Source organism: Leucobacter alluvii, from assembly GCF_039530485.1.
Taxonomy (GTDB): Bacteria; Actinomycetota; Actinomycetes; order Actinomycetales; family Microbacteriaceae; genus Leucobacter; species Leucobacter alluvii.
Genome location: NZ_BAAAOP010000005.1, coordinates 408,770 through 434,193, shown reverse-complemented (window position 1 = coordinate 434,193; position 25,424 = coordinate 408,770). Strand labels below are relative to the sequence as shown.

The window sequence follows — 25,424 nt, the reverse complement described above, 5'->3', positions numbered from 1 at the left end:
ATCATGGAATTCTGGACTGGACTCCTGCAGAGCATCCTGCAGACCGCGCTCTCCCCCACCACCGCGGCGTTCGTACTCGCCGCCATCGGCCTCAATGTGCACTTCGGCTTCACCGGCCTCATGAACATGGGGCAGGCCGGCTTCATGCTCGTCGGCGCGTACGGCTTCGGCGTGTCCGTGGTGCTCGGAGCAAGCTTCTGGACGGCGATGCTCATCGCGATCCTCGCCGCTGTGCTGTTCGCACTCATCCTCGGCATCCCGACGCTCAAACTGCGCGGCGACTATCTCGCGATCGTCACGATCAGTGCGGCGGAGATCATCCGCATGGTCGTGAAACTGGCGGCACTGCAGGACATCACCGGTGGGCCGACGGGAATCCCCGGCCAGAAGTACCGGCACGTCTTCACCGAGCTCTCGCCGCTTCCCGAGGGGAAGACGACGATCCTCGGACTCACCTACGCGAACACCGGGGTCGACGACTGGTGGACGAGGCTGGTGGCGTGGGGCCTCGTCGCACTCTTCATCCTCATCACCTGGGCGCTCGTGCGGAGCCCTTGGGGCCGTGTGCTCAAGGGCATCCGCGAAGACGAGGACGCGGTGCGCAGTCTCGGCAAGAGCTCCTTCGCCTACAAGTTGCAGGCCCTCATCCTCGGCGGCGTGATGGGCGCCTTCGGCGGAATCGTCATGGCACTCCCCGCCGCGATGCAGCCCGATTCCATGGGGCGACCCACGACGTTCAACCTCTGGATGATCATGCTCCTCGGCGGCGCCGCGACCATCTTCGGCCCGCTGCTCGGCAGCATCCTGTTCTTCGTGATCAGGCTCGTGCTCACGAGCCTCGCCGGTGAGTTCGTGCCTGCGTCGGTGCTGAGCGCGCAGCAGACCGAACAGCTGGCCTGGATTCTGATCGGCATCTCGCTCATCCTGCTGGTGGTCTTCAGACCGCAAGGCATACTCGGCAATAAGAAGGAGCTGTCGTTCAATGTCTGACGCGCAGAACTACCCCAGCGACCGGGCCGCGCTGCGAGCGGAGCTCGCGACCCTCGATCAGGTGCCGGGCGTTGCGAAGCCCGATCCGATTCTCTCGGTCGACAGCATCGTGCGCCGATTCGGCGGACTGCAGGCGGTGAAGGTCGATCATCTCGAGGTGCAGCGCGGCGCGATCACGGCGCTGATCGGCCCGAACGGCGCAGGCAAGACCACGTTCTTCAACCTCATCACCGGTTTCGACCGGCCGTCGAACGGCAAACGTCTCATCGGCGGCGGCGACGCGACCTGGACGTTCAACGGCAAGGCACTCAATCGCACCGGCGCTTCGCAAGTGGCGCGATCCGGAATGGTCCGCACGTTCCAGCTCACCAAGGCGCTGTCGCGCATGACCGTGCTCGAGAACATGCTCATCGGCGCGAACGACCAGCCGGGCGAGAACCTGTTCGTCGGGCTCATCAAACCGCTCTGGGCGAAGCGCGAGCGCGAGAACATCGCGCGCGCCGACGAGCTCCTCGCCCGGTTCAAGCTGGACACGAAACGCGATGACATGGCCGGCGATCTCTCGGGAGGCCAGAAGAAGCTGCTCGAGATGGCGCGCGCGTTGATGTCGAACCCCGCGATGATCATGCTCGACGAACCGATGGCGGGAGTGAATCCCGCGCTCACTCAGAGCCTGCTCGATCACATCCAGGCGCTGCGCGACGAAGGCACCACCGTGCTCTTCGTCGAGCACGACATGCATATGGTGCGTCACATCTCCGACTGGGTCGTCGTCATGGCGCAGGGCACCATCATCGCCGAAGGCGAGCCGGAACAGGTGATGGCGAGCGAAGCCGTCGTCGACGCCTACCTCGGGGCGCACCACGACCGGGACCTCGGCGACGACGACGTGCTGACCACCGGAGTGATCCGAGCCATCGCCACCGAGGTCGAAGAGGAGACCCGATGAACACTGCTGCCCCTCTGGTGATCAAGGCCGACAATCTCACCGCCGGGTACCTTCCCGGCATCAACATTCTGAACGGGTGCACGCTCGAGGCGTACTCCGGCGAACTCATCGGCATCATCGGCCCCAACGGCGCCGGCAAGTCGACACTGCTCAAGGCGCTCTTCGGGCTCGTGAACATTCGCGAGGGCGCAGTGACGCTCGACGGCGACGACATCACGCACACGTCCACGAATCATCTCGTGCGCAAAGGCATCGGGTTCGTCCCTCAGACCAACAACGTCTTCCCCTCGTTGAGCATCGAGGAGAACCTGCAGATGGGGCTCTTCCTCAAGCCGAAAGCGTTCGCGGCCCGCGCGGAAGAGATGTGGGAGCTCTTCCCGATGCTCGCGGATCGCCGCCGGCAGCGCGCCGGATCGTTGTCGGGCGGCGAGCGGCAATCGGTAGCCATGGCCCGAGCGCTCATGATGAACCCGAAGGTGCTGCTCCTCGACGAGCCGAGCGCGGGGCTCTCCCCCGTGCGGCAGGACGAGACGTTCATCCGCACCCGGCAGATCAACAAGACCGGCGTCACCATCATCATGGTGGAGCAGAACGCGCGCCGCTGTCTGCAGATCTGCGATCGCGCCTACGTGCTCGATCAGGGGCGCAACTCGTACGAGGGCCCCGGCCGCGAGCTCGCGAACGATCCGAAGGTGATCGAGCTGTACCTCGGCACGCTCGCCGCCGATGTCGAGAAGAAGTCGGCCCCCGGCGAGCGGTGAGGACATGAACGAGCCCCTGGCGCCCGTACGGCGCCAGGGGCTCTTCGCTTCCGCTGCGGTTACTCCGTCTGGCCCTCGACCGCCTTCTGGAACACCGGGTTGTTCGTTCCGTCGTACTTGTAGATGCCGATGAAGGCCGACGAAGGATCGTTGTTGTCGTTCAGCGGCCCCGTACCCGCCTTACCGACGTACTGGATGTCGGAACCGTCTGCGATCAGCTTCGCGCATTCCTCGAAGGTGGAGCACTCTTCGCCGCCCTCGCTGCCGGAAACGGCGTGCAGGTTCTCCTGGATCGCCGCGGAATCAGTCGAGCCCGCCTTCTCCGCCGCCAGCGCGACCAGGGTGACCAGGTCGTACGCCTCCGGCGCGTAGGTGAAGCTCTCGAGCTCGCCGTCGTACTCGGCAGCGTAGATGTCCTTCAGCTGCGCCTGGAAGTCGTCGTTCGCCTGAGCGCCGGGAATCGACGCCTGGGCGTTCTCGAGCGTTCCTGCCTCGAAATCGCTCTCGTACCCGTTCGCGTTGCCGTCGACCAGGTAGAACGTCGAGAGGTCGAGCCCCTGGTTCACGGCCTCCGGGACGATCTGCTTGAACTGGTCGTACGTCACGACGACGATGGCCTCAGCGCCCGAATCCTTCGCGGCGGTGATCTCGGAGGCGAACGAGGTCTGCTCGACCGGGAACTCGTTGCCGTCGCCCTTGCCGCCGTAGACGACCTCACCTCCTGCCGCCTCGACCGTCTCCTGTATGACATCGCGCAGACCGAGGCCGTACGGGTCGTTGAAGGTGAGGAAGGCGACGCTGGTGACGCCGTCGGAGACGATCTGATTCCCGAGCGCATCGCCCTGCACCGTGTCGGGCGGTGCGGTGCGGAAGTAGTTGGGGCTGATCCCGCTGAGATCGGCCGAGGTGTTCGACGGCGAGCCCATCAGGATGCCGGCCTCCGCGACGCGATCGACGACGTGCTGGCTGCGCCCCGACCCCATCGCGCCGAGCACGAATGACGCACCGCTCGAGATGACGTCGTCAGCGCCCTTCTCGACGACCGTCAGGTCACTCGCGTCGCCCTCGTTCGCCTCGGCGACGATCTCGACGTCTTGGCCGAGCACGCCCCCGGCGCCGTTGATGTCGGAGAGCGCCTGGGCGATTCCGGCCTGGACCGGCGGCATGAGAAATCCGAGCGAACCGGTCTGGGGCAGCAGGGTGGCGATCTGCAGCGCCTCACTGCTGCCGCCACCGCCCTCACCGCTCGATTCGGTCGGCTCGGATTCGCCGCTCGACGAGCAGCCGGAGAGCACGAGCGCTGCGCTCGCGACCAGCGCGAGTACGCCAACGGATGTCTTGGAGTGAACCTTCATTGGTGCACCTTTCTGAAGCAGAAAATGACGCCCCGACGCTGGAGCGTTGATCCGAGCATAGTCTGCTGGGCGGCCCCCTTAGAACACGCGGTTCGAGGCGTCACCAAGTCGTAACAACGCGGGCCCACGCGTGCACGTTGACATGGGTCTCGGGTTCGGAGCGGGCCCAGCGCTCGGCGCCGTCACCGGGGCGTACGACGTCGCTCAACCAGTACGTCACTCCCGGGCCCCAGCCGGCGATCACGCTCCCGCGTCCGTTCCCGCAGTCGATGGCGCGGCCGGCGCTGCTGAGGTAGCCGTCCACCCCCAGGTGCACCGCGTCCCATCGTTCGCCGACTCGCGCCCAGTCCGGCATCACCCACGCTCCGATGCGCCCGGTGGTCTCTCCCCAGACGTAGCGCATCTGCGCCGAGACATCGAGCGGGTAGGCTGCGCAGAGCGCTGCCCAGTCCTCAGTGCCCGTGATCCGGAAGACGCGAGACGCCGGGTGCGGCTCGATCGGGACGACGGCCGCCGCCTCCCAGCCATGCGAGTCCTCTTTCAGATACAGGCCCGCAGGGCCGAACCCGGGAATGGAAGCCGTCGTATCGAGCGCGCCCGCGGGCGGGAACGACCACCACTCCCCGCTCGAACCTTCCGGATCATCCTGCAGCTCGGCAACGCTCCGCGCCTCCGCCGCTCGCCGCTCGGCTCGCCATGCGGTCAGCATGAAGCCGGCGTAGTACGAGCTGAGATCCTCGAGTGGCAGCTCGGTCGGCTCTGCGGCAGGCGCTGCGGGTGCGGGCTCCAGCGGATCCCACATGACTGCGAACTGCGGGGTGTCGAGCACACCGCGCGACCACCACGCGCTGTGCGGGGCATCGGTCACGAGTGCGGCGAACCTGCGCAAGCCCGCCCTCGCATCCGGCATCGCCGCGAGCACGTCGTCTCCATTCGGAGCCTGCCAGTACATCGCCGCGTCCACGGCCTCCGTCACGGCCTCGAGCAGCATCGCCGCGGTGAGCTCGGGGAGCGGAACTCGCGCGATCGCGTCGAGCGCGTCGGAGACGACACCATCGCGCGACGGTTCGGGTGGCGGGGCTGACGCGTCTTCACCGGGTGACGTCGGCGCATAGAGCACGACTCGAGGCGCGTCGGAGGGCGGGCTCAGCAGCACACCCGCCCAGAACACTCCATCTCGCCAGCGCACCGCATCGGCGTGACCCTCGGGCAATGCGGAGATCGTGGCGCGCGCGAGTTCGAGGCACAGACGCCGCCCCCGAGGACCTGCGAGCAACTCGTCCGGTGTCATCGCTCCATCATGCCGTGAGCCGCACGGCTCAGGCCACCACTTGCCCCACGCGCTGACCGACAACAGCGGAGATTCCGTCTTGCCGCATCGACACACCGTACAGAGCGTCGGCGATCTCCATCGTGCGCTTCTGATGGGTGATGATGATCAGCTGCGAGTTCTCCCGCAGGCGCTCGAAGACCTGCAGGAGGCGGCCGAGATTCGCATCGTCGAGAGCGGCTTCGACCTCGTCGACGATGTAGAACGGGCTCGGACGCGCCTGGAAGATCGCCATCAACCACGCCACCGCTGCGAGTGAGCGCTCGCCGCCGGAGAGGAGCGACATGCGCTCCACTTTCTTCCCGGCCGGCCGCACGGCGATGTCGATGCCGGTCTGCAACAGGTCGTCGGGATCGCTCAGCGTGATCTCTCCGGAGCCTCCCGGGAAGAGAATGGGAAAGACCTCGGCGAACGCGGCTCGGGTGTCCTCGAAGGCCGCCGCGAAGATGCCCTGCATCTTGTGATCGAGTTCCTCGATGATCGCCATGAGATCGGCGCGCGTCCTGGAGAGGTCTTGGAGCTGCTCGCTGAGGAAGCTGTGCCGCTGCTCGAGCGCTGCGAACTCCTCGAGTGCGAGCGGATTGATGCGCCCGAGCTCGGCGAGCCGGCGCTCGGCCTGTGCGAGGCGGCGCTCCTGCTCGGCCCGCACGAACGGCCGCGTCGGCACGGGCGGGCTGGAAGCGGGTTCGCGTTCGGCCTGCGCATCGTTCGTCGCGGACCTCTCAGAGCTTGCAGAGCTTGCGAAGTCGGCCTCGGCACGGGCGTCCAACCCCAGTTCGGCGGCGAGCTGCGCTTCGAGATCGTTGGCGTACTGCGGATGCTCAACGGCTGCGTCGGTGCGAGAAGGCTCCGCGGCGTCGACCGGGTGCGGCTCCGGAATCGGCACCTCCGGTCCGTACTCCGCGATCAACACGTCCTCGACGAGACCGAGTTCGTTGCCCGATCGCTCGAGGAGCGATGAGAGCTGCAGCTTGCGCTCGTAGCTCTTCAGCTCGGCGCCATGCACTCGCTCGGCGAGCGTTTGCAGTTTCTGGCGCAGGCCGGACTCCTCCGCCCGCAGCAGTGTGAGTTCCTGGCTGTGCCGCGCTCGTTCCCGCTCCGCGTGCTGCTGAGCGAGGCGCGCCTCTGCGAGCGAGCGGTCGCACGCGTCGAGGATGGCGGGAAGCAGCCCGCCGACACGCTCTGCCTGGGCCACCTGCCGTGCGCGCAGCACCGACCGCCGTGCAGCTTCTTCCGCCGCTCGGCGCTCGGCTTCGAGTTGCTCGCCGAGCGTCTTGCGATGCACCGCGGCGGCTCTCGCGCGCTCGCGCGCGGTCTCGAGCGCCAGGCGCGCCTCGAGCTCGAGAGCGCGGGCCTGCTCGACCTCCTGCAACACACTCTCGCGCTGACTCGCATCGAGCATCGGCCGCGGCTGAGACGCTGCCTCCTCCAACACGTGCGCCGCGCGCTCGGCTTCCGCCGCGGCGCCTCCGGCGGCTTCGGCAACGGCAGCGAGTGCTTGCCGCGCGCGCTCGGCTTCGGCCGCCGCAGATTCCGAACGCGCTGACAGCCGATTGCGCTCCTTCGAGATCTCAGCAAGACGCGCATCCGCTGCACGGAGCTCGGCGAACGCCCGCTGGGCGTCCGACTTCGCCTGCACCGACGCCGCGCGCAACTCGTCGAGTTCTGCCTCGTGCTCCGCGACGGCCGCCGCGACCGACGACCGGTTCAGGGCGGCCTGCTCGAGTTCAGCAGTCAGCTCGATACGAGAGGGCGCGAGGGTCGATCCACCGCTGAGGGTATTCGCCGTGACGACGTCGCCCGCGGCCGTCACGACGGTGAAGCCGCCGTTCGGCCAGTGTCCGCCCAGCTCGGATGCTGCGGCGACTGCGGTCTCCAGGTTCGACGCGATGAAGCTTCGCTCGAGCAGCGCCCGCACGCCGGGCGGTGCATCGAGCAGCGCGTCGGATGCGCGCGTCGCGCCCGCGACCTCGGGCGCCGAGGCGTTCGTCTCCGGGGCGCGATCGCGCTTCTCGGCATCGGCGATCACGGCTCGCAGTCGTCCGAGATCCTGCTCGCGCGCCCGCTCCACGGCGCGGCCGGCGGCATCCAAGTGCTCCGCGAGCAGCGCATCGGCGAATGTGCCGAGCGCCGCGGCGATCGCCGATTCGAACCCCTCCGCCACGCGGACGTGATCGGCGACGCGACCGGTGATGCCGTCGGGGGCCTCTGCGAGGAGTGCCGCCGAGGCATCGCGCTGATCGAGCGAGCGGGTCAGCGCACTCACCCGGGCGTCGAGGCCAGCGAGTTCCTGCTCGAGACGGTGCAGCTGATCCCGCACTTCGTCCCGTCGCAGCTCGGCGGCGGCCTGTCGTTCCTGCGCCGCGCGGTACGCCTCGTCCTGCTCTTCGCCCGAACCGTCGTTCTCCGCGTCGCTGCCGAGTTCCTCGCGCTCCTCGAACCCGGCGAGCTCGCGGCGGGCCTGCTCGGCGCGGGATTCGGCTTGGGCGACGGCGTGCTCGCCCCGTTCGACCTCCTGCGCCACCGTCGCGCGCTTCTGCTCCGCTGCCGCTGCACGGCCCCTCAGCTGAGACAGCTGCAGGTCGTGCCGTGAGATGAGCTCGCTCTGGGCTGCGATGTGCTCGTCGATTGCGTCGAGGGCCTGCTGCGCCGTACGCGTCGCCGCCCCTGCGCGCTGCCACGCGACCTCGGCCTCCGGGATGAGTGCTTCGAGCCGCTCGACCTCCTCGCCGGCTTCGTCGACCGATGCGCGAGTCACCCGATGCGTCTGCTCAGGCGCCTCGGCCTGCGTCGCGAGGAACGTGAGTCGCTGCTGCGTCTGCGCGTAGAGACCGCGAAGCTTCGACTGCACCGATTCGAGACCGATGGTGACGCGCCGTGCGGCGTCGAGCTCGTCGCTCTGCTGGCTCTGCTCCAATCGCTGGATGCGCAGCTGCTTCTGCTCCACCTGCTCTTGCAGCACGATGCGCTCCGAGTGCTGCTCTGCCTCATCGCGGGTGAGCGCGTCGAGCTCCGTACGCAGGCGGTGCACGTCGTCGGCGAGCAGACGCGCCTTCGCGTCCCGCACCTCGGCTGCGATCCCCTGGGCCGCGCGCGCCACCTCCGCCTGTCTGCCGAGTGGTTTCAGCTGTCGCCGGATCTCCCCGGCGAGATCGTTGAGGCGGGTGAGATTCGTCTCCATCGCCTCGAGCTTGCGCAGCGTGCGCTCCTTGCGGCGCCGATGCTTCAGGATCCCGGCGGCTTCTTCGATGAACCCCCGCCGATCCTCCGCGGTCGCCCGCAGCACGGCGTCGAGCTGGCCCTGCCCGACGATCACGTGCATCTCTCGGCCCAGACCGGAGTCGCTCAGCAGTTCCTGCACGTCGAGCAATCGGCACGCGTCGCCGTTGATCGCGTACTCGCTCGAGCCGTTGCGGAAGAGCGTGCGGCTGATCGTCACCTCGGTGTACTCGATGGGCAGCGCCCCGTCGGAGTTGTCGATGGTGAGCTTCACCTCGGCGCGTCCCAGCGGCCCGCGCGTCGAAGTCCCCGCGAAGATGACGTCTTCCATCTTCCCGCCCCGGAGCGTCTTCGCGCCTTGCTCCCCCATGACCCAGGCGAGCGCATCCACGACGTTCGACTTGCCCGAGCCGTTCGGCCCGACGATCGCGGTGACGCCGGGCTCGAACTGGAATGTGGTCGGCTGTGCGAAAGACTTGAAGCCTTTGAGCGTGAGGCTCTTCAGATGCACGCCGTCTCCCTTCCGTTCACCCTCGCGGACGCTGGTGCCTACTGTATGGCACAGCTCGATCCTGACGAGCGTGGCACTCCCCCGACGGACGGATTCGCACCCGCGCGCTAGACGACGAAGCCGACCGGGATGATCGAGCCGTCGGAATCGCGAAAGCCGAACCCGAAGGCGCGGTCGGCTGCGATGTGCACGAACCAGGCAGCGCCGGCGAGCGCGATGTAGATGAAGCCGCCGTCGATGCCGCCGGTGATGAAGAACGTCACCGACCCGATCACGAGCAGCACGATCGGCAGCGTCATCGTGTGCAGCGTGTTGTACAGACGCACGCGCGTCGGCTTCAGCCTGCCGCGCTCGGCGAACGCGCCGATGAGCGCGACATCGGGTCCGAGCCCGAACGCCAGGGCTACGATCACGGCGGCGGGCCCGAGCGCGACGCACACGAGCACGGTGACGGCGAACCAGACCGCGGCGCCCATTCCCCAACTCAGACGCATCAGATTCATGGCTCCCAGTCTACGAGCTTCGCTCCCGCACGCCCGCTGCCCAGTACGCTGACCGTATGACCGAGCCCGATCGCCTCGCCGAGGTCCGCAGCCAGATCGATGCCATCGACCGCCGTATCGTCGCGCTCCTCGCCGAGCGTCAGCAGTGGGTGCTGCGCGCAGGATCGCTGAAGACCGACGAGGCCGCCGTGCGGGCGCCTGCACGGGTCGAGCAGGTGATCGCGAAGGTGCGCTTGCTCGCCTCGGAAGCCGGAGCATCGCCCGAGGTGGTCGAGTCCGCGTATCGTGCGCTCATCTCCGCATACGTCTCGCTGGAGCTCGACGCGCATCGCGGGGCGGCCAGTCGGTCGGAGAACCCCGAGCTGCTGCTGCAGCGCGCCCTGTCATTGGCCGATCAGGGCGACGCGCTGGTGGCGACCAGTGAGCTCAGCCAGCTGCTCGAGATCACGTCCGACCTACCGCTCCGTCTGCGCGCCGCATCCGCTCTCGGCGAGCTGCTCATCGCGTCGGCCCGAGCCGCTGAGGCGGAGATCGTGCTCGCAGCCGCCGTCACCGCGGCCGATGGCGCGGAGGAACTGGACGACGTCGACCAGGCGGAGCTCGAACGCGTGATCGAACTCCTGAACCGCGTTCGCTGAGCGACGCGTTAGTGCGACCCCTGCCGGTTCGTGGACTCGTCTGGGTGCTCCAGCGGCTCGGACTGCACGGCGGATCCACCCTTCGGGCACTTCACGTAGGTCGGCTTTCCCGGCCCCCCGCGATCGAATTGGTGGTCGCTCATCGGGTGCCGACAGATCGGGCATTTCGGGTTCGCGGGCGGCACGTATGCCGGCTCATTGGGATCACCGAGCTGAGCGGTGCCCTCGAACTGATAGAAGAAGCGTCGCCAGGCGGCCCAGAAGCCCGGCTGACCATCCCAGGGAGTCGCATGCCACAGCCGCCGTTTTCGTTCACGCACGTGTGCAGCCTATCAGATTAGTTAGGGCACGAAGTAATCAGTCCGCACGTGCTGCAACGCAGGGCAGCCGGGCGCTCATCCCCTCCCTGCCCTACGCTGAACGGGTGCGGCTGCCGCATTCCCGAGCCCACTGGAGAGCAGGACGCCATGACCACACCGGCCCAACACCCCTACGCCGTGTTCAGCGGCGCCCTGGGAGACAATGCATCCGGTCAGTATGTGCCCGCGCGCGCGGAGGTGAGCGGTGGCGCCGTGACATTGTGGGTGGCGTCCCCCAGCGGTTGGACCCGGTATCTCAGCGTGCCGGCGCACGAGACCGTGGTGAAGTCGGCTGCGCAGCGCATCACCCTCGTGGTCGGCGGACAGAGCTACCCACTACTCGCGGACCCGAGTTCGGTGGACCGCGCCATCGAATTCGGAGCCGCCGGGGCGGTGGCGGGGATCATCGACGCCCCGAAGGTCGCGTTGAGCGCCGACGTCGGTCGGAGCATGAACATGGCTGGCGCAGCTCGCGCCTTCCACATCGGCGGCGGGCCTGCGTTCATCGCCGCGGCCCGTCAGTCGGGCGCGAAGTCGTCGCGTCTCGGCTACGGCCCCATCCTCGCGATCGGGTGCGGCGCGGGACTCGCCATCGTCATCGCAGTGACCGCCATCACGGTTCTCGTACTCGGCGGGTAACGCCCGCGAAGAACCAGCCCGGCGCCGGCCGCGCCAACTGGCAGACTGGGGCCGAGCCCTCGGCCGGATGAGACTCTCAGGAGGAACGAATGACCGACGCGTCGAGGGACACGGATCGGGCCGCGGCCAACGCATCAGGCGTGCCGCCGCGAGTGTTGGCGGACATCGCGGCCCGCCGCTGGGATCTCCATTCAGACATCGCTGCGAACCCCAATGCGTACCCTGAACTGATCCAGTGGATGCGCACGGTGAACCCTGCGAGCGCAGCACCGCCAGCACCCGCGCGTCGCAGCAGCGCTGGTTGGTGGTTCGCCGGTTGCGGCTGTCTCGCGGTCGCCGCGCTCGCCATCGGCGGCGTGGTGACGTTCCTCGGACTCGGCGCGGCACTGGCGCCCTCTGGTGCTCAGAGCGACCGTGCACCTGTTCCGTCCGCCGCCCCGAACAGCCAGCCCGCCCCTGCCACACCGACGGACCCGGCGGTCGCAGAGCAGATCACGCGCTTCACGTCAGACCGATCGAAGATCACCGAGCTCGCGGCTCAGCTCGAAGGCAACCCTGTCGCCCCGCTCGTCGCTGACCTCCGCACGTTCCGCCTGGATGCGACTCGCGCGGATGATCCGACGATCGGCATCTTCGAAGCACGACCGATCGCCGAGCGAGCCGCCGCCCTCCGCGCATCACTCGAGCAGAGCATCGCGAGTGCCGAGTCACGACGAGCGAACGCTTCGGGCTCGCTCACCGAGAGCATTGTCGATGCCGCAGGGAATGGCTTCATCGACGTCCAATGGGATGCGGCGACGGCATGCGACGTCTCATCCACGCCCGGCAAGGAGAACATCGGCTGCGTCCGATCAGCCGATCCCTTGACGGTCCACTTACTGCCGGAGACCGAGGCGGGCAGCGCCTGGATGAACGAGATGCTCGTGACACACGAACTCTCGCATGTCTACCAGCGAGCCGACGATGCCGGAGCCGACGACTACTCCGGAGCGTACAACGACCTTCTCGCGCAGGGCCTGTTCCAAGGCAGCGTTGAAGCCATGTCCGATTGCTTCGCGCTCACCTATTACGACCGGTGGTCACTGTCCAACGGCTCGGAAAGCCAAGGAACAGGCTACGTCTGCGATGCATCAGAGCGCCAGGCCATCCGCGACTGGGCCGCTGGCTTGAACGTCGCGATGCCCTGAGGGGTCACCCGCCCGGCCGCGTGCGTCACGCACAACAGACGGACGGCGCCGCTGGCACTTGGGGCAGAAGTGACTCGACCGCCCGCCGAATGGCACGCGCCTGATCGGCGTGCCGCAGCGGTCGCACGGCCGCCCAGCCTGCCCGTAGGCGTGCAGCGAGTGCGCGAAGTAGCCGGCCTGCCCGTTCACGTTCACGTACTGCTCGTCGAAACTCGTACCGCCTTCGCTGAGCGCCTGCGCGAATACCGCTCGCAGTACCGCGAGCAGCTCGACGGCCTTCCGCGGGCCGATCGCGATTCCCGGGGTGTCCGGGTGCAGTCGAGCACGCCATAACGCTTCGTCGGCGTAGATGTTGCCCACACCGCTGATCAGCGTCTGGTCGAGCAGCAGCTTCTTCACTCCTGAGCTGCGGTTGCGCAGCACAGCGATGAAACGCCCGTCGTCGAACGCCGGATCGACGGGGTCGCGAGCGATGTGCGCTGCCTGCGCGGGCACGAGCCCTGGACCATCGCTCGCCTCGCGCAGCGCGTCGAGCGCAAGCGAGCCGAACAACCGCTGGTCGGCGAAGTCGACGCGGTGCTCGCCGTGCTCCGGGTGCTCGATCCACAGGCGGATCCGCACGTGCCGATCGTCGGCAGCGTCGTGCGCGCGCAGCAGCACCTGACCGCTCATGCCGAGGTGCGCCAGGAGCGCGAGCGGCGCACCATCGGCGATCACACCGGATGTGGGGATCCACATGAACTTGCCCCGGCGTTCCGGTGCTCCGAGGCTGATCCCGGCGATGCGACGCTCGAAATCCGCGCTGCGGGCGGCGCTGGCAGCGGCGCTGAGCGTGACGCCGTGGCCGCCGAGGCCGTCGTCTCCGGACACGGGCACATGCCGCTTGAGTGCGCGAGGATCCCGCACCTCGGCGGCGACGACGCGCGCGCCGGTCACCGCCGGGGCCAGCCCAGCGCGTACGACTTCGACCTCGGGGAGCTCAGGCACGGCGCTGAGCGGCCGGAAGACGCAGTCGGGTGACCGCATCTCGCGCGGCGGCGAGTTCTGCGGCCTTCTTGCTCGTCCCCTCCCCCGTACCGGTCACACCGTCGAGGGTCACGCGCGACGCATATCGGCGTTCGTGATCCGGCCCCGTTCCGGTCGTCTCATAGGCGGGGTGCGGCACACCGCGGCGAGACGCCTCCTGCTGCAACGACGTCTTCGGGTCGAGCGCCTCGAGCGCATCGAGGAAGCGCTCCGCGTCGTCGAGCAGCGGCGCGACGAGATCGAGCACGAACGCGGTCGCCGTCACCGGATCCGTCGACAGGTACACCGCGCCGATGATCGCCTCGACCGCGTCGGCCAGCAACGAATCCTTGTCGCGACCGCCCGTGAGCTCCTCGCCTTTGCCGAGGCGCAGCATGTCGCCGAGTCCGTGCTGACGGGCGACCGCCGCAAGTGCCACCGTCGACACCAGCGCGGCACGGCGCTTCGCGAGCTCGCCCTCGCTCAGATCGGGAAAGGCCGTGAAGAGCTCGACTGTGACCGCTTGACCGAGCACGGAGTCGCCGAGAAACTCGAGTCGCTCGTTGTGCGGCTCACCGCCGTGCTCGTACGCCCACGAACGGTGCGTGAGCGCGAGCTGCACGAGTTCGGGATCAGCCCGAACTCCGAATGCATGGAGAAAGCCGCCGGGGTCCCCTTTCGGGGAGCCCGACGGCTCTGCAACGCTCTGAGTCAACTCAGGCGTCGGCGACCTTGCGACCCTTGTACTCGAGGAACAGGGCGTTGCCCTGCGAGTCCTCGACCACGCGGGCGCGGTGCGGCAGGCTGTACACGGTGCGACCGTTCTCTTCGGTCTTCACCAGGGTGGGTGCCGTAGCCTTCCACGCCGAACGACGGTGACGGGTGTTCGATCGCGACATCTTCCGCTTGGGAACAGCCATGATGCTCTCTTTCCTACTTGCTTGCGGACTCGGGAGTCTCACCCGAGCCGTGGTCTACTTCAGCCTCGACTGCATTGGTCGCTGCTCCTTCCGGAGCAAAGCCCGCCAGCGCTGCCCAGCGAGGATCGATCTCCACGCTGTTATTCGCTGCAGCCTCGGTATCGCGCAACTCACCGGACTCGGGATCGAGACCCGGGCAGTCCGGACGACACACAGGCTGGAACGGAAGTGCAAGCACTACCGCGTCTCGGAGCGGAGGTTCAAGATCCACGTGATCACCGTGAACCTCATACTCGTCGGCCTCCGTAGGAGTATACGCGAAAAGTTCCTGGAACTCGACTTGAAACGGCGTGGTGAAATCTTTCAAGCATCGGCCGCACTGCGCATGCATCGTCGTGTCGACCTCGGCAGACACGAGAATCCCCTCGTGCACGGACTCGAGACGCACATCGAGGTCGAGTTCGACCCCCTCCGGAATCTCCGCCAGGCTTTCGCCCAGCTTCTCCGGTACCGTCACCGTGCGCGAGCGCTCTCGCATCTCCCCCGGACGGTTGATGATGTCGCGAACGTTCTCCTCGTAGACTCGGCTCTTACTCACCGATACATTCTACCGCGGTCTACGCCTTCGAACGTTCTCCTCCGCGGCGGGCGAAACACTGCCGTGCGCGCGTCACGCCGGACGGCGCTTGTCGAGGAAGCGCGCGACAGCGGGCGGAACATACGGGCTCACATCTCCGCCCATGCCAGAGACCTGGCGCACCAACGTGCTCGAGACGTGCGCGTGAGCGGGGTCGGGCAGCATGAACACCGTCTCGACTTCAGCGAGGCTCCGGTTCATGATCGCCATCGGCGTCTCATAGGAGACATCGATCTGAGAGCGGATGCCCTTCACCAGCACGGAAGCGCCGACTTCGGTGCAGTAGTCCACGAGCAGGCCGACCGACCACGACGCCACCGTGATGTTCTGGGGCGCCCCGGCTTCGTCGAGGGACTTCTGAATCAACGTCATCCGCTCAGAGATCGGCAGCATCGCGTGCTTGTTGGGATTGTGCACGACCAGTACGTGCAATTCGTCGAAGATGCCGGCGGCCCTGAGAATGACGTCGAGGTGCCCCATCGTCACCGGGTCGAAGGAGCCGGGAACCACAGCGATTTTCGTCATGCCATCAGCCTAGGGTTTACCGCCGCAGGATTCCTTGGGAATGCACCGATACGGAGGGCCGGCCGTCGATCAGTTCTCGGCACGCCCGCGACGCCAGTACCCCATGAAAGCCACGGATTGGCGGTCTATGCCGCGCTCGGCGACGAGGTGGCGCCGGATCAGTTTGATGGCGCCCGCCTCTCCGGCGAGCCACGCGTAGCCATCGGAGCGCCGCTCATCGATCGGGATCCGCGCTCCGGTGGCGGCGTCCATGCCCGGCACCTCCCAGAGGATCTCGCGATCCACATCGATCTCCTGCAGTTCGCGCCCGCGTGTTTCGCAGCCGTCGACGCGCTTCCCCAGCGCATCTGCTGGCGAACCGGGAAACACCGTGTCGAGCGCGCGCACCGCTGCCACGAGAGCGGCTCCGCGATCCGCATCATCGCGCTCGAGCACCACGAGCTCCAGTCGCCCCGCTGCCCGCATCGCACCGGCTTGAAGCAGCGACGCGTCGGAAGCATGGGCGACCTCGAGAATCACTCGGGCGCAGGCATCGTCGTCGAGCGATTCGAGGATACCTGCGATTGCTGGGAGCGCAGTATCGTCGCCCACGATCAGGAAACGGCGCGCGTCGCGCGGAGGAATCCACCCGACCGCCGTACTCGGCGCCCCATGCTCGGCGTCGGGGCCGAGGATCACGAGCGCATCTCCGACGGCCGCCGCTTCCGCCCAGGCCGAGGCGGGCCCCGGGTTCTCCCCGTGGCGCGCGAAATCAATGGTCAGCCTCGCACCCGATTCGTCGTGCGAGAACGCTCTCGGGGTGTACGTGCGCATCGGCGGCCTCTCGTCGTCGTCGAGGGCGCACCAGGACTGGTACCACCCGTCGCCGTCTCCGAGCGGCGCAATTGCACCTCGCCGGTTCGGCAGCAGCAGCTTGACGCGCTGATCCGTGCCCACGTATCCGAAGCGTTCGAGACCCTCCCCGGTCAGCACCACGCGCACGAACCCGGGCGAAGGCCGCGTCGCCGAGGCTACGACGACATGGAAGAGGCGGTATGGGGACGTGCTCACGAGGGTCTCCCTGTGTGATCGGCGAGGGGCATCGGCGAGGCACGATGCTCCGAGTGGAATTCGGCGGCTGAGCGCGTTCAGAGCCCGTGCTGCTTGGCGAAGATCACTGCGTGCACGCGATCGCGCAACTGCAGTTTGGCGAGGACTCGGCCGACGTGGGTCTTCACCGTGGACTCCGAGAGGTACAGCTCGGCGCTGATCTCCGCGTTGTTCTTGCCCTCCGCGATGAGACGCAAGACGTCGAGCTCTCGATCCGTGAGCGCTTCGAGGGCCGTGTCGCGCGCCGGAAGGTCTGCGGTTTCTCCCGCACCGAGCCCGGCACCTCCGCCCGTGCGCAGTTGATCGAGCAGCCGACGGGTGACGCTCGGCGCCATCGCCGCGTCCCCCGCAGCGACCCTGCGGATCGCGTCGATCAGTTCCGTCGGGCGCGCGTCCTTCAATAGGAAACCGCTCGCCCCCGCCTGGATCGCACCGGTCGCGTACTCGTCGAGGTCGAACGTGGTGAGCACGACGACGCGGACATCGGGGAATCGGCGCACGATCTCAGCGGTCGCATCGACGCCGTTCATTCCCGGCATCCGCACATCCATGAGCACGAGGTCGCAGCCGTTCGTTCCGAGTGCCTCGAGCTGTTCGAGCGCAGCCGCTCCGTCTGCCGCCTCAGCGATCACGTCGATGCCCGGCTCCCCCAGCAGCACCAGCTTGAAGCCGGTGCGGATCAGTTCTTGATCGTCGACCAGCATGACTCGGATGTCCTCTGCGCTCATCGGCGCTCCTCTCGTGGCGGTGCGGGTGACGGGCCGGCCTGCATCGGCGGCGGGGGCCCTGCGGATCCGTCGGCTCCGCTGGCGGCGGCGCTCACCGGAAGGACGGCCCACAACCGCCATCCTCCACCTTCGCTGCTCGCCACCGGGCCCGATTCGATCTTGCCACCGAATACTCTGGCTCGTTCGGCGAGCCCCGCGAGGCCGCGCCCCGACCCGAGGCCGGCCACCGGTTGCGGCTCACCGGGCGCCGGGCCGAAGTCGCGCACCAGCACGGTGGTGCGATCAGTGTCGCGCTGCACCTGCACGCGGACGCGCGCACCGGTTCCCGCATACCGCAGCACGTTGGTGAGCCCCTCCTGCACCACTCGGTAGACCGCGAGATCCTGCCCACGGTCGCCGGCCGCCTCGCCGGTGACCTGCAGCGTCACCGCGAGCCCGGCATCCACGAACCCGTCGACGAGCTGCGGAAGGTCTTCGACGCCGGGCTGCGGGAGGAGGTCGGCCTGCTCACCAGTGGAATGCAGCGCACCGAGCAGTCGTCGCATCTCGGCGAGCGCGGTGCGCCCGGTCTCGGCGCTGCGCCGCATCGCGTCGGCTGCGGCCTCGGGCGCGCGCTCCGATGCGCGCGCCGCGCCTTCCGAGAGGGCGATCATCACGGACACGGAGTGGGCGACGATGTCGTGCATCTCGCGAGCGATGCGCGAACGCTCTTCCGCGACGGCGAGTTGCGCGAGCTGGTCGCGTTCGCGCACCAGTTGGTGCGCCCGATCGATGACCGCGGCGATGTATCTGCGGCGGTTGCCGAGGTTGATTCCGAGCATGAGGATCGCCAGGAGCCACATCGCGCTCACGACCGACAGCGTGACCAGCTCGCCGATGCTCTGCACTGCGCCGGTGTCGGCCGCGATGAGGTTCGCCGGGCTCGTGGTCTCGAACTCGGTCGTACCGCGCCAGAACGACAGTGCGGACTGCAGCAGTGCCCCGCCGACGGCGATGCCGTAGGCGACCCACCCGGCGGCGACGCTGCGATAGACCGGCACCGCGTAGAGCAGGAACATGAGAGCCACGCCGTTTGCGAGGCTCTGCATCCCCTGTTCGCCGAACGTGACGACCACGATGACGATGAGGCCGAGCAGCGGGAACCGGCGTCGGTACAACAGCGTCGCGGCGATGAGGAGGATGCGGGCCGCGGCGATGAGCACCCACGGCCAGGTGAGGTGCTCGGGTACGCCCGCCCACGTGCTGGAGCCCGTCGCCTCGTCCCAGGTCGCTGACGCGGCGATGTCCAGGCTGATCCCCAGAGCGCTGCCGATGAAATACCAGACGACGATCGTGATGTCGACTGCGCGGGGGTGCGCGGCGAAGGCCCGTCGGATCACTCCGGGCGGGCGAGGGAGGCGCACCTCGGCGTCCGGCGTCATACCGTTCACTGTACTGGCCCGCCTCCCGCATCGCTCTCGGTCAGTGAGCGTCTCGACGCTTGAAGACGCCGACGGCAGGAAGCACGACGGCGGCGACCCAGACGATCATCGCGAGCGTGGCGACCCAGAATGTCGGGCCGCTGGCGACGTCGACGATGCCGCGCGACATCACGGTGCCCAGCTGCGCCGGGAGGAACTCGCTGACGGTGGTGACCCACGCCCAGCCGGTCATGGTCAGCACCTGGAACACGATCGGCAGAACGAACGTCACCCCTGCCACGACCGCGATGCCGCCGGCGGTCGAGCGCAGCAGCACCGAGACGCCGAAGGCGAACAGTGAGATCAGCACGAGGTAGGCGACCGTTCCGAGCACCCCGGAGACCACCATGGAACTGCCGAGCTGCGCCGCGCTCGCCGGGTAGCAGATCAGTGCGACGGCGAGGCCGCCTGCGACGAGCACCAGCGCCGTGAGCGCCGAGACCCCGGCGAGCACGATCGCTTTCCCGAGAAACACCGGGGTGCGCTTCGGCACCGCGGTGAGCGTCGAGAGAATCATGCCGCTCGAGTACTCGCTCGAGATCGCGAACACCCCGAGCACTCCGAAGATCAGCGCGAGAAACGGTGCTGCGAAGGTCGAGACGACGAGGAGATAGAACTGCAGGTCGCTGGCGCCGGCACCGAATGCGGCGCCTTCCGAGCCACCGGCGGCCGACCGCATCTCATTGCTGAAGAGGAGAGCGATCGCGGCGCTCAACCCGATGCCGACCACCACCGTGATGATCAGCGTGAGCTTGATGCTTCGGAGCGATGTCAGTTTGATGCGCTCAGAGCGAAGCACCCCGGCGAAGGTGACGCCTGCCGATCTCGCGCCGCCTGGCGTGCGCGGTCGTGCTGGCGGTTGCGATGGCGCCGAACCGGCGTCGATCACGTTGGTGGAAGTCATGGGTGTCTCGTTTCTGTGTCGAGGTGTCATCGAAGTGTGGAGTGAGCGCCGGGGGCGGGCTCGGCCGGCATCCTCATGAGGCGGTGTACTCGACCTCGCCGCGCGTGAGTTCCAGGTAGGCCTCCTCGAGGCTCGCCGTCTGCGGGCTCAGTTCGTGGAGCTCGATCTGGTACGCCGCGGCTACCGATCCGATGTCGGCGGCGGTGAAGCCGCGAGCGCTGAAGCCCTCGTCGCCGAGCGGTTCGAGCACGGCCCCCTCCCGGTGCGAGTTCATGAGCAACGATGCAAGCTTCGTGGCCTGCGGGCTGCGCACGGTCACGCTCCCGCTCCGAACTCCCCCGATGAACTCGGCGATCGGCGCGTCAGCTACGACGCGCCCCCGACCGAGCACGATCACGTGGTCGGCGGTTTGCGCCATCTCGCTCATGAGGTGACTCGAGAGCAGCACCGTGCGCCCTTCTGATGCGAGATGACGCAGCAGTTGCCGCACCCAGAGCACCCCGTCCGGATCGAGACCGTTGACCGGCTCGTCGAGTATCAGGATCTGCGGATCGCCGAGCAGCGCCGCTGCGATGCCCAGGCGCTGGCCCATGCCGAGCGAGTAGCCGCCGACACGCCGGTTGGCGACCGCTGAGAGACCCGTCTGCTCGAGCACTTCCGAGACGCGGGTGTCCGGGATTCCGTGCGTTGCTGCAAGAGCGCGGAGATGGCTTCGCGCGCTCCGTCCCGGGTGCACCCCCTTCGCGTCGAGCAGGGCCCCGACCTCGGCGAGTGGGGCTGCCGTGTCGGCGTATTTCGCACCGTTCACCGTGACGGTGCCCGACGTCGGCCGGTCGAGTCCGACCATCAACCGCATGCTCGTCGACTTGCCGGCGCCGTTCGGCCCGAGAAAGCCGGTGACCTGCCCCGGTGCGATGCTGAAGCTGACGTCGTCGACCGCCGTTGTGCTGCCGTACTGCTTCGTGAGTCCGCGCGCTTCGATCATGATGTCTCCGTTTCTGCTGCTGCCGAACTTCCGGCGTCGCTTCAACGGTAGGTTCGACGCCTCGCGCGCACATCCATCGCAGGTGCCGCCCGTCGTGGTACCCGAGTACCGGACGCCCGCAGCGTCGCGCAGGCGGTCGGCGCGGGGCGCGCCTTGCTCGCTACGATTTCGCGAGGTTGTCGAGCAGGCCCGCTTCCTGATCCTTGGCGATCAGTTCGGCGAGGCCGGGTGCCCCCGTGAGTTCGGGATCGCGGGCGAGCAGTTCGCCGGCCACCTCCCGCGCGTGCGCGATGAGCGGGCCGTGCTCTGCAACCCGGAGCAGTCGGAGCGTCGATCGCCCGCCGGACTGGGCCGTCCCGAGGATGTCGCCCTCGCGACGCAGTTCGAGATCGATCTCTGCGAGCGCGAATCCGTCTGAGGTTGCAGCGACCGCATCGATGCGCTCCCGCGCTACCGTGCCGGCCTCAGCGGTGGTCATCAGGAGGCAGAGGCCGGCGTGCTCGCCTCGACCCACGCGGCCGCGCAACTGGTGCAATTGGGAGATACCGAACCGGTCGGCGTCTCGGACGATCATGATCGACGCGTTCGGCACGTTCACGCCGACCTCGATCACCGTGGTCGCCACGAGCACCCCGATGGCGCCCGACGCGAAGCCCCGCATCACGCGGTCCTTCTCGTCGGGCGCCATACCGCCGTGCAGGCCGGCGATCACGACCCCCGCGAACGCGGGGTGCCGGCGCAGTTCTTCGACGGTCTCCTCGACGTTCGCGAGACGACGGGTGTCACCCGTCTCCGGAGCGCGTCCGTCGCCTCCGGCCGCGTCACCGCAGTCCGGCTCCTCCGCACCTGCCTCGACCTCACCGGGGGCGATGGCGGGGCAGACGACATAGATCTGGCGTCCTGCAGCCAGGTCCTCGCCCGAACGCGCCCAAACGCGCGCGGCACGATTGGGCATCTCGATCTCTGGCACCGCGAACGTGGAGATCCCCTGGCGCCCGGGTGGCAGCTCCCGGATCGTCGTGACCTCCAGATGCCCGAATGCGGTGAGCGCGACCGTTCGCGGAATCGGCGTGGCCGTCATCGCCAGAACGTGCGGCTGGGCCCCCTTCTGGCGCAGCGCTTCGCGCTGCTCCACACCGAACCGATGCTGTTCGTCGACGACGATCAGCCCGAGATCGAGGAACGTCACCCCTTCGCTGATCAGTGCATGGGTGCCGACGGCGATCCGCGAGGCCCCCGACACCAGCGCGAGGAGTACACGCTTCCGCTCCACCGCCGGCATCCGTCCCGTGAGCAGCACGGGCCTGAGCTCTTCGGTGAGTGCGGGTCCGAGGGCCTCGACGATCGAGCGGAAGTGCTGCGCCGCGAGCACCTCGGTCGGCGCGAGCAGCGCGCTCTGCCCGTCCCCCTCCGCGACCTGGAGCATGGCTCGCAGCGCGACGAGCGTCTTCCCCGATCCGACCTCTCCCTGCAGGAGCCGATGCATCGGATGCGGCTCGGCGAGCTCGGCTGAGATCGTCGCCCCCGCACGCCGCTGATCGCCGGTCAACTCGAACGGCAGCGCTGCGTCGAATCTCGCCAGAGGGCCGCCATCGGTGCCCGTCGGTCGCGGCGTGCTTGACTCCAGTCCGGCGCGTCGCCTCCGATCGAGCAGCGCGAGCTGCAGCTCGAACGCCTCGCGAAAGCGGAAGCTGTCTCGCGCGGCCCGCCAGTCGGCGTCGTGCTGGGGGCGGTGGATGTGCTCGAACGCCCGGCCGAGCCGCTCGATGCCTTCAGATTCCCTGATCTGGTCGGGAAGCGGATCCGGTACGTCTCCGAGGGCGTCGAGTGCGAGTTCGACTGCGCGCTGCAGGGTCCACGTCGGCAGCTGCGACGTAGCCGGATAGATCGGCACGGGCGTCTCCGACCATGCCTTCGCGGCCGCCTCGTCGAGCTGGTCGCCGCCGGGAGCATCCTCGCGATTCTCGAAGAGCTCGTACTCGGGATGCTGCAGCTGCAGCTGATTGCGATACTCACTCACCTTGCCCGCGAACAGTCCGCGTTTGCCCGGCAAGAGCTCACGCCCTCGCCACTGCTGGTTGAAGAAGGTGAGGGTCAGGGTGCCCGTGCCGTCGGTGATGCGCACCTCGAGCAATTTGCCGTTGCGGCGCTGCATCTGGCGCTCGCGCACGTCGAGCACCTGCGCCACCACTGCGATCGGCTCGCCCACCGGCAGGTCGTTCAACGGAGTCAGTTCACCCCGGCGAGAGTACCGCCGCGGAAAGTGATAGAGCAGGTCGCCGACGGTGCGCATGCCGAATGCCCGCTCGAGCGGCTTCGCAGTTCGGTCGCCCACGACTCCGACGAGAGGCGTGTCGAGGGTCGCGCGAGTCATGCACCCAGCGTATCGCCGACCGCCGACGCGCTACGCTCGAACCTGTGACGAGAATCATCTCCGGAGCAGCCGGTTCCCTGCGTCTCGAGGTTCCGAAGTCGGGCACGCGCCCGACGAGCGACCGCGTGCGCGAGGCGATCTTCTCCACACTGACGTCGTGGGACCTCATCGAGGGGGTGCGGGTGCTCGATCTCTACGCCGGATCCGGCGCGCTCGGGCTCGAAGCGGCAAGCCGCGGCGCCGCGACCGTCACACTCGTCGAGAAGCACCCGCAGGCCGCTGAGATCGCGAAGCGCAACACGCGCACGGTACTCGGCGCATTCTCGCGGGCGTCCACTGCAGCGCCTCGAATCGATGTCGTGCGCCAGTCGGTGCAGACGTTTCTGGCTTCCGAGGGCGAGCGATCCGTGACCCCGACGTGGGACGTGGTGATGATCGATCCGCCCTACGACCATTCGGAGACGGAGATCTCCGACGTACTCAGCGCGCTCGCGCCGCTGCTCGCCGAGGGAGCCGCGGTGCTCGTCGAACGCAGCACGCGCACGCCGGAACCGACCTGGCCCTCAGGCATTCAGCCCATTCGCGAGAAGCGCTACGGCGAGACCGCACTGTGGTGGGCGGAGCCCGCGCTGTAGCGAACTCACCGGTCGGGGCATCGCCTCCCGCAGGCGATCCCGCTCCGCTCGGGCGCGGGCTCCGCACGGGCACCGCGCAACGAGGCATTCGCTGCGCGACGCCGGACGTCGCCACCAGCGTCTGAATCAGTGGGGAATCACGGGCCGGCAAACAGGAACGGGCCCGGGATCTCGCGATCCCGGGCCCGTTCACCGGACTTCGCCGACGCTCAGGAGCGCGGCAGGAGGGTGTACTTCGACGAGAGGAACTCGTGGATGCCCTCGAACCCGCCCTCACGGCCGATGCCCGACTGCTTCACGCCGCCGAAGGGCGCCGCAGCGTTCGAGACGAGGCCGGTGTTCAGGCCCATCATGCCGGTTTCGAGATTCTCGATCATGCGGTGACCGCGACCGATGTTCTCGGTGAACACGTAGCTCACGAGACCGTACTCGGTGTTGTTGGCGATCTCGACCGCCTCCTCCTCCGTGGAGAAGCGGATGATGCCGAGTACCGGCCCGAAGATCTCCTCGCGCATGATCGCAGCCTGCGGGCTGATGTGGTCGATCACCGTGGGCTGGAAGAAGTGTCCCGGCCCATCGACGGCTTCGCCGCCGGTGACGATCTTCGCCCCGGTCTCCACGGCGTCCGCGACGAGACGCGCCGTGTTCGTCACGGCCTTCTCCTCGACGAGCGCGCCGATGTCGTTGCCCTCGTCTGCACCGCGCCCGATGGTCATCGCGGCGACCTTCTCGCCGACGCGACGCGCGAACTCGTCGGCGACGGACTCGTGCACGATGATGCGGTTCGCGGCGGTGCAGGCCTGGCCGATGTTGCGGAACTTCGCGAGCATCGCCCCTTCGACGGCCTTATCGAGATCCGCATCCTCGAAGACGATGAACGGGGCGTTGCCGCCGAGCTCCATCGAGGTGCGCAGCACGTTCTGCGCCGCTGCCTGGAGCAGCTTCACACCGACCGGCGTCGAACCGGTGAAGGAGAGCTTGCGCAGACGCGGATCGGAGAGCAGGGCGCTCGACTGAGCGCTCGACTTCGAGGTGGCGACCACGTTCACGACGCCCGCCGGAAGGCCGGCCTCTTCGAGGAGCTGTGCGAAGAAGATCGTCGTCAGCGGGGTGAGCGCCGCCGGCTTGATGACGACCGTGCAGCCCGCGGCAAGCGCGGGAGCGATCTTGCGGGTGGCCATCGCGAGCGGGAAGTTCCAGGGCGTGATGAAGTAGCAGGGGCCGACCGGCATCTGCGAGACGATCATCGTGCCGGTGCCCTCGGGGTTCTGGCGGTAGTCGCCCGGAACCCGCACGGCCTCTTCCGAGAACCAGCGGAGGAACTCGCCGCCGTAGACGACCTCGCCGCGAGCTTCGGCGATGGGCTTGCCCATCTCCATGCTCATGAGAAGCGCGAACTCCTCCTTGCGCTCCATCAGCAGGTCGAATGCGCGACGCAGAATGTTCGAGCGTTCGCGACTCGAGGTCGCCGCCCACTCGGCCTGAGCATCGACGGCGGCGTCGAGCGCGCGAACCGCGTCCTCGACCGTCGCGTCGGCGATCGACTTGATGACGGCGCCGGTGGCCGGGTCGTGCACATCGAGCGTCGCACCGGAGGTCGACGGCTCCCAGGTGCCGCCGATGCCGAGGCCGGAGGCGACACGGTCGAGCAGATCCTGCTCGTTGGGCTTCAAAGCCATATTCGGTGTCCTTTCAGAGAATTCTGGATCGGAGTGCGCGCG

Annotated in this window: 24 protein-coding genes; 7 read left to right on the top strand and 17 right to left on the bottom strand. The window is 68.0% G+C overall.

What is annotated here, in order from left to right:
- The first annotated feature begins 3 nt into the window (after positions 1-3).
- Genes ABFX18_RS06540 through ABFX18_RS06530 form a run of 3 tightly spaced genes read left to right on the top strand, consistent with a single transcriptional unit; the run spans position 4 to position 2,700 of the window.
- Entirely contained in the window at positions 4-990 is a 987-nt protein-coding gene (locus tag ABFX18_RS06540) for a branched-chain amino acid ABC transporter permease (RefSeq protein ID WP_346057797.1), read from the top strand.
- Positions 983-1,939 (top strand): ABC transporter ATP-binding protein, encoded by a 957-nt coding sequence (locus ABFX18_RS06535; RefSeq protein WP_090148447.1) that lies wholly within the window; start codon positions 983-985, stop codon positions 1,937-1,939. Before ABFX18_RS06540 ends, ABFX18_RS06535 begins: the two co-directional genes overlap by 8 nt.
- Entirely contained in the window at positions 1,936-2,700 is a 765-nt protein-coding gene (locus ABFX18_RS06530) for an ABC transporter ATP-binding protein (protein ID WP_090148444.1), read from the top strand. Before ABFX18_RS06535 ends, ABFX18_RS06530 begins: the two co-directional genes overlap by 4 nt.
- 59 nt (positions 2,701-2,759) lie before the next feature.
- Here the strand turns inward: ABFX18_RS06530 and ABFX18_RS06525 are convergent, their stop codons facing one another.
- From ABFX18_RS06525 to ABFX18_RS06510, 4 genes are all read right to left on the bottom strand, one after another.
- Positions 2,760-4,055, bottom strand: coding sequence for an ABC transporter substrate-binding protein (locus ABFX18_RS06525; RefSeq protein WP_346057796.1), 1,296 nt, complete (start codon positions 4,053-4,055; stop codon positions 2,760-2,762).
- A 100-nt stretch (positions 4,056-4,155) separates the two neighbouring features.
- Complete coding sequence (locus ABFX18_RS06520; protein ID WP_346057795.1) at positions 4,156-5,346, bottom strand: hypothetical protein; 1,191 nt, start codon at positions 5,344-5,346, stop codon at positions 4,156-4,158.
- 28 nt (positions 5,347-5,374) lie between these two features.
- Positions 5,375-9,115 carry a chromosome segregation protein SMC gene (smc, locus tag ABFX18_RS06515; RefSeq protein ID WP_346057794.1) on the bottom strand — a complete coding sequence of 1,247 codons (3,741 nt, stop codon included), beginning with the start codon at positions 9,113-9,115 and terminating at the stop codon, positions 5,375-5,377.
- 107 nt (positions 9,116-9,222) lie between these two features.
- Complete coding sequence (locus ABFX18_RS06510; protein ID WP_346057793.1) at positions 9,223-9,618, bottom strand: DUF4260 family protein; 396 nt, start codon at positions 9,616-9,618, stop codon at positions 9,223-9,225.
- A gap of 56 nt (positions 9,619-9,674) precedes the next feature.
- On the opposite strand from ABFX18_RS06510, the gene ABFX18_RS06505 reads away from it, so the two are divergent.
- Entirely contained in the window at positions 9,675-10,256 is a 582-nt protein-coding gene (locus ABFX18_RS06505) for a chorismate mutase (protein ID WP_346057792.1), read from the top strand.
- Between the two features lie 8 nt (positions 10,257-10,264).
- Here ABFX18_RS06505 and ABFX18_RS06500 read toward each other — a convergent pair whose 3' ends face one another.
- Positions 10,265-10,576, bottom strand: a complete 312-nt coding sequence (locus tag ABFX18_RS06500) for a hypothetical protein (RefSeq protein ID WP_346057791.1) — start codon at positions 10,574-10,576, stop codon at positions 10,265-10,267.
- 147 nt (positions 10,577-10,723) lie between these two features.
- Here ABFX18_RS06500 and ABFX18_RS06495 point away from each other — a divergent pair, with 147 nt between their 5' ends.
- A complete protein-coding gene (locus tag ABFX18_RS06495) occupies positions 10,724-11,254 on the top strand; it encodes a hypothetical protein (protein WP_346057790.1) in 531 nt (176 codons plus the stop codon).
- Positions 11,255-11,343: 89 nt separating this feature from the next.
- Positions 11,344-12,441, top strand: coding sequence for a VirB8/TrbF family protein (locus tag ABFX18_RS06490; RefSeq protein WP_346057789.1), 1,098 nt, complete (start codon positions 11,344-11,346; stop codon positions 12,439-12,441).
- Here ABFX18_RS06490 and mutM read toward each other — a convergent pair.
- The 11 genes from mutM to ABFX18_RS06435 all read right to left on the bottom strand — a co-directional run bounded on the left by mutM (position 12,385) and on the right by ABFX18_RS06435 (position 23,068).
- On the bottom strand, positions 12,385-13,428 hold the full coding sequence (mutM, locus tag ABFX18_RS06485; protein WP_346057788.1) for a bifunctional DNA-formamidopyrimidine glycosylase/DNA-(apurinic or apyrimidinic site) lyase: 1,044 nt from the start codon (positions 13,426-13,428) through the stop codon (positions 12,385-12,387). The genes ABFX18_RS06490 and mutM overlap by 57 nt on opposite strands.
- A complete protein-coding gene (rnc, locus tag ABFX18_RS06480; protein ID WP_428833635.1) occupies positions 13,421-14,068 on the bottom strand; it encodes a ribonuclease III in 648 nt (215 codons plus the stop codon). The genes mutM and rnc overlap by 8 nt, the downstream gene beginning before the upstream one ends.
- 94 nt (positions 14,069-14,162) lie before the next feature.
- A complete protein-coding gene (gene rpmF / locus ABFX18_RS06475; protein ID WP_090148415.1) occupies positions 14,163-14,366 on the bottom strand; it encodes a 50S ribosomal protein L32 in 204 nt (67 codons plus the stop codon).
- A 13-nt stretch (positions 14,367-14,379) separates the two neighbouring features.
- On the bottom strand, positions 14,380-14,964 hold the full coding sequence (locus ABFX18_RS06470; protein WP_090148412.1) for a YceD family protein: 585 nt from the start codon (positions 14,962-14,964) through the stop codon (positions 14,380-14,382).
- 72 nt (positions 14,965-15,036) lie between these two features.
- Positions 15,037-15,528 (bottom strand): pantetheine-phosphate adenylyltransferase, encoded by a 492-nt coding sequence (coaD, locus tag ABFX18_RS06465; protein WP_090148411.1) that lies wholly within the window; start codon positions 15,526-15,528, stop codon positions 15,037-15,039.
- A gap of 69 nt (positions 15,529-15,597) precedes the next feature.
- The gene (locus ABFX18_RS06460) at positions 15,598-16,578 is read right to left on the bottom strand and encodes a siderophore-interacting protein (RefSeq protein ID WP_346057786.1); all 981 of its coding nucleotides are present in this window, start codon (positions 16,576-16,578) and stop codon (positions 15,598-15,600) included.
- Between the two features lie 77 nt (positions 16,579-16,655).
- On the bottom strand, positions 16,656-17,345 hold the full coding sequence (locus tag ABFX18_RS06455; RefSeq protein ID WP_346057785.1) for a response regulator: 690 nt from the start codon (positions 17,343-17,345) through the stop codon (positions 16,656-16,658).
- A complete protein-coding gene (locus ABFX18_RS06450; protein ID WP_249290696.1) occupies positions 17,342-18,766 on the bottom strand; it encodes a sensor histidine kinase in 1,425 nt (474 codons plus the stop codon). The genes ABFX18_RS06455 and ABFX18_RS06450 overlap by 4 nt, the downstream gene beginning before the upstream one ends.
- Positions 18,767-18,806: 40 nt before the next feature.
- The gene (locus tag ABFX18_RS06445) at positions 18,807-19,709 is read right to left on the bottom strand and encodes an ABC transporter permease (RefSeq protein ID WP_346057784.1); all 903 of its coding nucleotides are present in this window, start codon (positions 19,707-19,709) and stop codon (positions 18,807-18,809) included.
- Positions 19,710-19,782: 73 nt separating this feature from the next.
- Complete coding sequence (locus ABFX18_RS06440) at positions 19,783-20,694, bottom strand: ABC transporter ATP-binding protein (RefSeq protein ID WP_346057783.1); 912 nt, start codon at positions 20,692-20,694, stop codon at positions 19,783-19,785.
- Between the two features lie 160 nt (positions 20,695-20,854).
- Complete coding sequence (locus tag ABFX18_RS06435) at positions 20,855-23,068, bottom strand: ATP-dependent DNA helicase RecG (RefSeq protein WP_346057782.1); 2,214 nt, start codon at positions 23,066-23,068, stop codon at positions 20,855-20,857.
- A 44-nt stretch (positions 23,069-23,112) separates the two neighbouring features.
- On the opposite strand from ABFX18_RS06435, the gene rsmD reads away from it, so the two are divergent.
- On the top strand, positions 23,113-23,703 hold the full coding sequence (gene rsmD / locus ABFX18_RS06430; protein ID WP_200329204.1) for a 16S rRNA (guanine(966)-N(2))-methyltransferase RsmD: 591 nt from the start codon (positions 23,113-23,115) through the stop codon (positions 23,701-23,703).
- Positions 23,704-23,912: 209 nt separating this feature from the next.
- Here rsmD and ABFX18_RS06425 read toward each other — a convergent pair whose 3' ends face one another.
- Positions 23,913-25,382 carry an NAD-dependent succinate-semialdehyde dehydrogenase gene (locus tag ABFX18_RS06425; protein ID WP_346057781.1) on the bottom strand — a complete coding sequence of 490 codons (1,470 nt, stop codon included), beginning with the start codon at positions 25,380-25,382 and terminating at the stop codon, positions 23,913-23,915.
- Positions 25,383-25,424: the final 42 nt, after the last annotated feature.